At 68.0% G+C, this 9,669-nt stretch carries 11 protein-coding genes; 7 read left to right on the forward strand and 4 right to left on the reverse strand.

Annotated elements, in window-relative coordinates:
• Positions 1-4: 4 nt before the first annotated feature.
• Together wrbA and arsC are read right to left on the reverse strand one after the other, a co-directional pair.
• Positions 5-598 carry an NAD(P)H:quinone oxidoreductase gene (wrbA, locus tag MVF76_RS11665; RefSeq protein ID WP_297529314.1) on the reverse strand — a complete coding sequence of 198 codons (594 nt, stop codon included), beginning with the start codon at positions 596-598 and terminating at the stop codon, positions 5-7.
• Positions 598-951: an arsenate reductase (glutaredoxin) gene (gene arsC / locus MVF76_RS11670; protein WP_297529316.1), complete on the reverse strand. Its 354-nt coding sequence runs from the start codon at positions 949-951 to the stop codon at positions 598-600. The genes wrbA and arsC overlap by 1 nt, the downstream gene beginning before the upstream one ends.
• A 157-nt stretch (positions 952-1,108) precedes the next feature.
• On the opposite strand from arsC, the gene MVF76_RS11675 reads away from it, so the two are divergent.
• Positions 1,109-1,396, forward strand: coding sequence for a DUF4398 domain-containing protein (locus tag MVF76_RS11675; protein WP_297529318.1), 288 nt, complete (start codon positions 1,109-1,111; stop codon positions 1,394-1,396).
• Positions 1,397-1,595: 199 nt separating this feature from the next.
• Positions 1,596-2,357 (forward strand): LysM peptidoglycan-binding domain-containing protein, encoded by a 762-nt coding sequence (locus MVF76_RS11680; protein ID WP_297529320.1) that lies wholly within the window; start codon positions 1,596-1,598, stop codon positions 2,355-2,357.
• A 77-nt stretch (positions 2,358-2,434) separates the two neighbouring features.
• Here the strand turns inward: MVF76_RS11680 and MVF76_RS11685 are convergent, their stop codons facing one another.
• Together MVF76_RS11685 and MVF76_RS11690 are read right to left on the reverse strand one after the other, a co-directional pair.
• Complete coding sequence (locus MVF76_RS11685) at positions 2,435-4,027, reverse strand: hypothetical protein (protein WP_297529322.1); 1,593 nt, start codon at positions 4,025-4,027, stop codon at positions 2,435-2,437.
• A gap of 22 nt (positions 4,028-4,049) precedes the next feature.
• Positions 4,050-5,573, reverse strand: a complete 1,524-nt coding sequence (locus tag MVF76_RS11690; RefSeq protein ID WP_297529323.1) for a fumarate hydratase — start codon at positions 5,571-5,573, stop codon at positions 4,050-4,052.
• Between the two features lie 207 nt (positions 5,574-5,780).
• Between MVF76_RS11690 and MVF76_RS11695 the strand changes: the two genes are divergently transcribed.
• Genes MVF76_RS11695 through MVF76_RS11715 form a run of 5 tightly spaced genes read left to right on the forward strand, consistent with a single transcriptional unit; the run spans position 5,781 to position 9,139 of the window.
• Complete coding sequence (locus tag MVF76_RS11695) at positions 5,781-6,278, forward strand: TlpA disulfide reductase family protein (protein ID WP_297529325.1); 498 nt, start codon at positions 5,781-5,783, stop codon at positions 6,276-6,278.
• A gap of 3 nt (positions 6,279-6,281) precedes the next feature.
• Positions 6,282-6,827 (forward strand): thioredoxin family protein, encoded by a 546-nt coding sequence (locus MVF76_RS11700; protein ID WP_297529327.1) that lies wholly within the window; start codon positions 6,282-6,284, stop codon positions 6,825-6,827.
• Between the two features lie 14 nt (positions 6,828-6,841).
• A complete protein-coding gene (locus tag MVF76_RS11705; protein WP_297529329.1) occupies positions 6,842-8,125 on the forward strand; it encodes a TolC family protein in 1,284 nt (427 codons plus the stop codon).
• 1 nt (position 8,126) lies between these two features.
• A complete protein-coding gene (locus MVF76_RS11710) occupies positions 8,127-8,870 on the forward strand; it encodes an efflux RND transporter periplasmic adaptor subunit (RefSeq protein WP_297529332.1) in 744 nt (247 codons plus the stop codon).
• A complete protein-coding gene (locus MVF76_RS11715) occupies positions 8,870-9,139 on the forward strand; it encodes an acylphosphatase (RefSeq protein WP_411293558.1) in 270 nt (89 codons plus the stop codon). The genes MVF76_RS11710 and MVF76_RS11715 overlap by 1 nt, the downstream gene beginning before the upstream one ends.
• Positions 9,140-9,669: the final 530 nt, after the last annotated feature.

Raw genomic sequence — 9,669 nt, forward strand, 5'->3', positions numbered from 1 at the left:
CGGCTCAGTTCGCCAGCCGGGCGGCGGTTTCGGCCAGTCGCCGGCCCAGCGCGCGGCACAGCGACCTTTCCGCCTCGGTCAGCGGGCGGTCGCTGTCCGGGCCGGCCAGATGCGAGGGGCCGTAAGGCGTGCCGCCGGCATCGGTATGCAGCAGCTCCGTCTCGCTGTAGGGCAGGCCGAGGACCAGCATGCCGTGATGCAGCAATGGCAGCATCATCGACAGCAGGGTGCTTTCCTGGCCGCCGTGCATGCTGGAGGTGGAGGTGAACACGGCCGCGGGCTTGCCGATCAGTGCGCCCTGCAGCCACAGGCCGCCGGTGCCGTCGAGAAAGTGCTTGAGCGCGGCGGCCATGTTGCCGAAACGGGTGGGGCTGCCCAGGGCCAGCCCGGCGCATTCGCGCAGGTCGTCATGGCTGGCATAGGGTGGTCCCTCGGCGGGAATGCTGTCTTCGGTGGCCTCGCACACGGCCGATACCGCCGGTACGGTCCGCAGCCGCGCCTGCATGCCCGGGACCTGTTCGACGCCGCGTGCCACCAGCCGGGCCATTTCCGCAGTGGCCCCATGGCGGCTGTAGTAGAGCACCAGGATCTCGGCCATCAGAGGATCTCCAGCACCTGCTCGGGTGGGCGGCCGATGGCGGCGCGGTCGCCCCTGACCACGATGGGCCGCTCGATCAGCCGGGGGTGCTCGTGCATGGCCCGGATCAGGGTGGCATCCTCCAGGGTGGGGTCGTCCAGTCCCAGCGCCCGATACTGGGACTCCTTGCGTCGCATGAGTTCGCGCGGCGAGCGTCCCAGCAGTTTCAGCAGGCGGGCGATCTCCTGCTCGCCGGGCGGTGTCTTCAGGTACTCGACGATGCGCGGTTCGATGCCTCGCTCGCGCAGCAGCTCCAGGGTCTGGCGCGACTTGGTGCAGCGCGGATTGTGATAGATGACGACTTCCTGACTCATGGCTGGCCTCTCGATTGCGCGATCCGGTTTCGACAGGGAGACGGGATTATACGGCCAGTCGCTTGCGCGCGCTTGACCGGCTGCGAGTCCCGGTGCTAGTTTCGCGGCGAAGCGCGCCCCTTTCGGTCGCGCCCGGCCGGAGTTTTCGATCCCTTACATGCGTTACCTGCTGTTGTCCGCACTGCTCCTGTTGCTGGCCGCCTGTGCCACGGCACCCGTGCAGGAGATGAGCGATGCCCGTCAGGCCATCGCCTCCGCCGAGGCGGCCGGCGCGGAACAGCATGCCGGCGCGGTGCTGTCGCGGGCGCGGGCGCTGCTGGAGCGGGCCGAGCGGGAGTTGTCCGCCGGACAATACAAGGCGGCGCGCCAGGATGCCGAGCGGGCGAGGCGTGCGGCCATCGAGGCGCACGAGCTGACCCGCGAGGCCGCCGCAGGGAAGGAATAAACCGGCGCCTTCGCGAGTCTGCCTTTCTGAGAACAAGATCGCGTTTCGGTGGCCAGACCGCTGCTAAGTGGATGACCCAGATTGACATTTCTCCGAGCTGGGTGTTAGCTTCAGCGCTGATCCAGGTCAGCGGGAAACGTCTCGGGTTTCCGCCGTTCCGGTCGCGGATTCACCTCAACCATCACTGGAGATGAAGGTCATGAAATCTACGCACCCCGCCAAGTATTTCACCGTTGCCGCCCTTGCCCTCGGACTGGCCGTCGGCTGCGCCAGCCAGCAGCCGAAGCAGGAGGCGCCCACATCCGAATCCAGCGGGCCGAGCGCGGCCGTGACCCAGGCCATCGATGGCGCCAAGGCCGCGATCAAGGACGCCAAGGCGGTCGAGTACATCTGGCGCGATACCGAGAAGTTCCTCAAACAGGCGGAAGCGGCTGCGGCGGCCGGCGACGAGGCCAAGGCCATCAAGCTGGCGAACAAGGCGCGTGACCAGGCCCGGCTGGCGGTGGAGCAGTACTACATCGAGAAATCCAAGCCGATGCTGGCGCAGCTGTCCCGCTACAGCCTGAACGGCGACCAGAAGGCGCGCCGTGACGCCGCCGCCGAGGCTCTGCGCAATGGTGAGGGCAAGAAGGCCTACGACATCCTCAGCAAGCTGATGGCCGAACTCAAGGCGGCCAGCATCGAGTACACCGTGGTGCGTGGCGACAGCCTGTGGAAGATCTCCGGCAAGCCCGAGATCTACAACAATCCCTACCAGTGGCCGCTGATCTACAAGGCCAACAGCGCCCAGATCAAGGATGCCGACCTCATCTATCCGGGGCAGACCTTTTCCATCGACCGGAATCCCTCGGCGGCCGATGTTGATGCTGCCGTGCATCACGCCAAGACCCGGGGTGCCTGGACGCTGGGCGAGGTCGAGGAATCCGATCGCGCCTATCTGGGTGGTCTGAGCATCCGTTGAGACGCGTCGCCGGGATATGAAAAAGGGACCTTCGGGTCCCTTTTTTCTTGCTCGCGAACCCGGGTGATTGCCCGCGGTCAGGTCTCGAGCGTGAAACGTTCCTGGCCATGGCCGCGCTCGATCAGGCGACCGCAGCGCAAACGGGCGCGTTCGCCATTGATGTCCAGTTCCAGCAGCCGCTCTGGCCGGAACAGCCCGCGTGGGGCAACGAGAATGCGATAGCGATGGATGCCGTGGGCGAGTTCGCTCTCCAGCGCCGGCTGGAAGGCGACCTCTTGTCCGGTGTCGAGGGGGCGCACCGCGACCGGCCGTGCATCGTTGGCGATGTATTGGAGGCCGATGTCGGCGCCGTCCCCGGACTCGCGCTGATGCCAGCGGACCACGGCGACCAGCCAGTCGTGGCGGGCATGCGGCGGCGCCGGCAGCGTCACCAGCTGTCCCACGGGTAAACGCCCGGCGGCCTCGCCGGGCACGGCAACGGCCACACCCCCGGCGCTACGATTCAGCAGTTTGCCCTTGCAGGGGGGCTGCGCATGCATCTGGCGCGGCTCAATCGATTCGAAGCTCGCGGCGAGATCGATCTCGTCGCTGTCCTGATCGGCGTAGGCGCGTGGATCGAAGGCGCGGCCGGCATGCAGTCGGTAGGCTTCGAACAGGCCGGAATGCAGTTCCAGCGCGCCCTCCGCCTGCACCCGCGGCAGCTTGCGGTCGGCGCGATGTCGCAACTGAAGGGAAAGGTGGCGCAGGAGCTGGGCGGCATCACTGGCGTACAGGCGCCGTGACAGGCCCAGGTGCTCCGGGCTGGCACCGGCCTGCAGGCGTTGCTGGTCCTGTTCCAGCTTGGCACGCAGCGCACGGCCGTCGATCAGGCGCCAGAGACGGCGTTCGGTGCCGGACTCGGGCGGGTGCGCAAACTCGCCCGGCTCGCAATGCAGGCAAACGGCCAGATGGTCCTGGTCGGGCAGCTCGCCCTCGGGCAGCGGTGCGCAGTGCAGCGGGAATTCCAGGCGATCGAGATAGGCCAGCACCTCCCATACCTGTCCCGCTGGTACCCGGAAGGGATCGGCCAGTCGCAGCACGGCGGCCTCGGCCAGGGCGCGGTCGGCCGACAGCGGGTGGGTGGCAAAGGGAAAATCCGGATGCTCGGTGGCGGGAATCTCGTGGGATTCGGCATACACGAACAGCTGGCCCAGCTCCCGCCACAAGGTGGCTTCGGCAGGAAGATAGTGCTGATAGCGGCAGGCCAGCAGCAGATGGATCAGGTGCGCCGCCAGATTGATCGCCTGGTGCAGATGGTGCGGCCTGCCCCAGCGGCGGGGCTCGCCCTGGGCATCGTTGACGACGTACTTGTAGCCGATCAGCAGCTGTTCGGTGAAACCGTCCAGCAGTTGCAGCCGGTCGAGGTGCTCCGGGCCGGCGGTGGCACCGCGCAGCGCCTCGTGCAGGCGGCCGAAGGCGCGGGTGAAAGGCGCCAGCAGGGCCATGCGCCGGGTGGACGGCAGCGGCTGGTGGTTGATGTCGTGCAGCCGTTCGATCAGCCGCTGCGTGGTCTCGCGATCGCTGGTATAGGGCAGAGACTCGACCCAGGCCCGCAGTCGTTCGGGACGGGTATCGACGCCGGGTATGGCTTCCTGTCGAGGGACGGTGAGGAACAGGCTGGCGACATTCATCCGTTGACGGGTCTCCCGGGTTTCAGGCCGTGCTGACCGGTATGCCGGCGATGCGGTTGCGCCATTCGCGCGGCCCGGTTTCGTGGATGGAACGGCCGCGACTGTCGACGGCCACCGTGACCGGCATGTCGCGCACCTCGAATTCGTAGATGGCCTCCATGCCCAGGTCCTCGAAGGCGACCACCCGGGCGGCGCGGATCGACTTTGCCACCAGGTAGGCCGCGCCGCCGGTGGCGATCAGGTACACCGCGCCGTGGCGGCGGATGGCCTCGATGGCCTGCGGTCCGCGTTCGGCCTTGCCGATCATGCCCAGCAGGCCGGTATGGGCCAGCAGGGGTTCGGTGAACTTGTCCATGCGCGTGGCCGTGGTGGGGCCGGCGGGGCCGACCACCTCGTCGCCCACCGGGTCGACCGGGCCGACGTAATAGATGAAGCGATTGCGCAGGTCCACGCCCTCGGGCAGCGGCTCGCCGCGCTCGATCAGCTCGACCAGCCGCTTGTGGGCGGCATCACGGCCGGTGAGCAGTCGGCCGCTCAGCAGCAGTGTCTCGCCCGGCTGCCACTCGGCCACCGCCTCCCGCGTCACCTCGTCGAGGTCGACCCGCCGCGAGCCCCGGGTCGGGTCCCAGTCGATCTTCGGCCAGGTGTCCAGCGACGGCGGCTCCAGCCGTGCCGGGCCGCTGCCGTCGAGGGTGAAATGGATGTGGCGGGTGGCGGCGCAGTTGGGAATTACGGCAACCGGCTTGGAGGCGGCATGGGTCGGGTAGTCGAGCACCTTCACGTCCAGCACCGTGGTCAGGCCGCCCAGGCCCTGGGCGCCGATGCCGAGGGCATTGACCTTGTCGTAGAGTTCGAGGCGCAGTTCCTCGGCACGGCTGGCCGGTCCGCGTTCGCGCAGCGCCTGAATGTCGATGGGCGCCAGCAACGACTGCTTGGCCAGCAGCATGGCCTTTTCCGCAGTGCCGCCGATGCCGATGCCCAGCAGCCCGGGCGGACACCAGCCCGCGCCCATCGCCGGTACCTGCGACAGTACCCAGTCGACCACGCTGTCGCTGGGATTGAGGATGGCGAACCGCGCCTTGTTCTCCGAGCCGCCACCCTTGGCGGCGAGGAAGAATTCGATCCGGTCCCCCGGCACCAGCTCGAAATGCACCACGGCCGGGGTATTGTCCCCGGTGTTGCGTCGCGCGCCGTCCGGATCCGACACCACCGAGGCGCGCAGGGGATTGTCCGGGTTGGTATAGGCATCGTGCACCCCCTGGTTGATCAGGTCTTCCAGCGATGCGTCCGCATCCCAGCGGGCATCGCGGCCGACGCGCACGAAGGCGGTGACGATGCCCGTGTCCTGGCATACCGGGCGGTGACCCTCGGCGCTCATGCGCGAGTTGATCAGGATCTGGGCAATGGCATCCCGGGCCGCCGGTGATTCCTCGCGCAGATAGGCCTCGTGCAGGGCCCGGATGAAATCGGGCGGATGATAGTAGGAAATGTACTGCAGGCCGTCGGCGACACTGGTGACGATGTCCTGGGCGGAAATGCGTTTCATCGAAGCTCCGGGATGGAACCTTTTGCAGTGGTCGGGCGTCTTGTTCATCAAGGCCTCGCCTGCCGGGTGTGCTTGTCCGGTGTGCGTGGCCTGTCGGGATCCCTTGAACCGATTGTAGTCGTCCCCGGCCACCAAGAAACCACACTCGGCATGTTGCTTGCAAGTGGGTCAGGGCGGTGGCAGGGTAGGCGGCCGAGGAAACACGCCATGAGATGGTTACGGATGCGATACCTGCTGCTCCCCCTTTTGCTGCTGGCCGGGCTTGCCCATGCCGGCATCGACTTCAGCCTGCCCGACGTCGAGGGCAAGCCCCGTTCCCTGTCGGAGTTTCGCGGCAAGTGGGTGGTGGTGAACTACTGGGCCACCTGGTGCCCGCCCTGCCTTGAAGAGATCCCGGATCTGGTGGATTTTCACGAACGGCACAAGGACGGGGATGCTGTGGTGCTCGGCATCAACTACGAGGACATCGACCCCCGCCGGCTGCGGGCCTTCATAGAGGAATACTTCATCAGTTATCCGGTGCTGGTGAGCAGCGACATGGCGCCACCGCATCCGGACATGCCCGTGGGAGGGCTGCCGACGACCTACATCATTTCTCCCGAAGGCGAACTGGTGGCGCGGCAGGTGGGTACCGTCACTGCCGAGCTGCTCGAGAAGTACCTGGCCCGCAAGCAGCAGGAACGCGCCGGAGCTGAGGGGAAGTAGGTCATGTGGCAAAGGGTGTTCGCGGGCCTGTTGTGCGCTCTGTTGCCGCTGGCCGGTAGCGCCATCGAGCTGCGCGATCCGCAGACACACTTCTTCGAGACCACGCTGGGCGACTTCCGCGAGGAACTGGTCGCGGCGCGCGAGGCGGGGAAGCAGGGTATCCTGCTGTTCTTCGAACTGGACGAGTGCCCCTTCTGCCATCGCATGAAGGAGACGGTCCTCAACCGCAGTGACGTCCAGGACTACTATCGCAGTCACTTTCGCATCTTCGCCGTGGACATCGAGGGTGACGTGCCCATCGTCGACTTCGACGGCAATGAAACCACCGAAAAGGACTTCGCCTTCCGCCAGCATCGGGTACGGGCCACGCCGGTGTTCCTGTTCTTCGACCTCGACGGCAAGCCCGTTGCGCGCTACACGGGAGCGACCCGAGACGCCGAGGAATTCCTGCTGCTGGGAGAATACGTGGTCAGCGGCGCCTGGCGCACGCAGAGCTTTACGCGCTACAAGCGCCAGCGGCGCGCGCAGGACCGAGAGGGGGCTGGGTGAGGCGACACGCCGGTGTGTCGGTCCCGCGATTGCTGCCGGGCGTGATGGCGCTGGTATCGGCGCTGTTCGCCCACGCCGCGCCCGATACACTCCCCGAGCCGCTGACCCTGCGGGCTGCCCTGGCTGCGCTGGTACCCGACCACCCCGATCTGGCGCGTGCCGACGCTGAAAGTGCCCTGGCCCGGGCCGAACGCGATGCCGCCGAGGCGCGCTACGGCCTGAGTGCCACGCTCGAGGCCGAGGCCCGCTACATCGATCCCTCCCCGCTGGCGCCCGACCCGGACCACAACGATTCCCGTGCCGGCCTCGAATTGCGCAGGCGCTTCTACGATTTCGGTCGGACCGCAGCGTTGCACGCGGCCGGCGAGGCGCTGGTCGGCAGCCGCGCCGAGCGTGCCCGGGCCGCGTGGCAGGCGCGGCGGCTGGATGTCATGGCCCGTTTCTTCGACGTGCTGCTGGCAGACCTGGCCTTCCGGGTGCAGGATGAGGCCATGGCCATTGCCTATGTGCGCCTCGACCGCGCCCGCGACCGCCATGAGCTGGGTCAGGTCTCCGATATCGAGCTGCTGGAATTCGAGACCCGCTACCAGGAGGTGCGCGAAGCCCGCTTCGCCGCCCAGGCGCGGCAGCGGGTGAGCCGCGTGCAACTGGCCGAGGCCCTGGGCCGTCCCGGCGCCATGCCCTCGGTGCTGATCGAACCGGATCTGTCCGCCGTGCTCGCGCGCGCCCAGCCCGAGGTTACCGCCATGATGGCAGAGGTCGCCGCCGACAGCCCGGAGCTGCGTGCCCTGCGCATCGAACTGGCGGCCGCCGAGGCCCGTCGCGAGGCGGCCATGGCGCAGAACCGGCCGGTGCTGAGTGGCCGGATAGGTAGCTATCGCTACAGCCGGGACTTCGGCTCGCGCGATCGCTGGCGCGCGGGCATCATTCTGGAATGGCCCTTCCATGACGGTGGGCGGCGCCAGGCGGCGACTGCCGCCGCGCAGGCCGAGCGCGACCGGCTGGCAGCCGAGCTGCGTGCCCGGGAAAGCGCCTTGCGATCGCGGGTGGCGGAACTGGTCGAGCGGCTTGCGGTATTGCGCGCGGCGCGGGATGCCGCCCGTACCCGCAGCGATTATCGCGAGTTGTATCTCGACCGCAGTCGGGCCCTGTACGAAATGGAAGTCGCCACGGATCTGGGCGACGCCATGGTGCTGTCCACCGAGGCGCGGCTGCGCCAGGCCGAGGCCGACTATGCCTACTGGCTGGCCTGGGCCGAACTGGATGCCCTGCGCGGGCGACTGGGCGAGGAACCCTGACATGAGGCAGGCGAGCATGAAATGGATCGTGGCCTGGACATGGTGGTTGCTGGCCGGGCCGGCACTGGCGGAGCGCTGGAGCGGGCGGCTGGCCTGGGTCGACATCACCCGCCTGTCGACCGGGGTCTCGGGCATGGTCGTGGCGGTTTCGGCGCGGCCGGGCGACCGGGTTGCCGAGGGCCAGTCGCTGCTGAAACTGGACCAGTCGGCCTTCCGGGCACGGTTGGCAGCGGCCGGCGCCGAGATCGAGAAGGCCGCGGCCGAGCGTGACGAGGCCAGGCGGGAGCTGGATCGCGCCCGCGAGCTGTTCGAGCGCACCCTGCTCTCGGTGCGCGAGCTGCAACTGGCCGAGATCGGTCTCGCGCGGGCCGAGGCGGCGCTGCGCGCGGCCCGTGCCCGGAAAGCCGCAGCCGAATTCGATCTGCGTTACAGTGAAATCCGCGCGCCCTTTGCCGGCCGCGTCGTGGCCCGCGACGTGATGCCGGGCGAGCGGGTGTCGGTGGAGGAATGCCCGAGGCCATTGTTGATACTGGCGCGTGGTGACCGGATGGCGGTGCGTTTCGCGCCCGGCGACGCTGTGCCGGCGGTGGGCGACAGCCTGCGGGTGACGGCGGGCGGCGCGAGCTGGACGGCGCGGCTGGTGCGCATCGAGACCGGGGCCGACGGCGAGCCGCTCGCAGTCGCGGAATTCGAAACCGACCGCCCCTTGCAGGCCGGTCTGCCCGTCGAGGTGCGGCGCCCGTGATCGTTGCCCGCCGTTGCCGGGTGACGGGCCGCGTGCAGGGGGTCTTCTATCGCGCCAGTACCCGCCGTCAGGCCGAGGCGCTGGGGGTGTCCGGTCATGCCATAAACCTGCCGGACGGCGCCGTCGAGGTGCTCGCCGTGGGTCCGGCCGAGGCCGTCGAGGCACTCTGCGCCTGGCTGTGGGCGGGGCCGCCTGCGGCGGCCGTGCGCGAGGTGCGTTGCGAGGTGCTGGACCCGCCGCCGGCGGTGCGGGGCTTTGCGACCGGCTGAAGCCGATCTTCCGCACTGCGCGGATGGTGACGCAGCTTGTGCAGGATGGGCAAAGGCGCGTAGCGACGTGCCCATCAGAGTTTTACCGCTGTTGTGATGGGCACGGCCCTCCGGGCCTTTACCCATCGTACCCGCCCTCGCGAGGCCGGTCGCTAGCCCGCATATTGCACCAGGTCGGAAGCGGGCGGGAGCCAACTTGTTGTCCTGGTACGTAATGAACCGGATTTTTTGCCCATGGCCCGGAGTACGATTTGTGCCCGCCCGCTTCCTGCTGCGGCCCTGGCGGATTTTCGCTCGGCCTCGGGGGTGCTTCACTCAAGCCGTAGCGACGGCTACGGCTTGAGCGCCAGCTCTCCCCGAGCCCGGCTGCAAATCCGCCATCATCCGCAGCCTCTGGTGCAATATGCGGGCTAGCTGTGATCTTCCAGTAGGTTGTTCACTCGGGGTTTACCCGGAGAATTGGAGGTGCAACCCAAACCAATGCTTCGAGGACCCCGAATGAACAGCCATAAAAATGCCCGATTAACCGT

The organism is Thiohalobacter sp., from assembly GCF_027000115.1.
Classification (GTDB): Bacteria; Pseudomonadota; Gammaproteobacteria; order Thiohalobacterales; family Thiohalobacteraceae; genus JALTON01.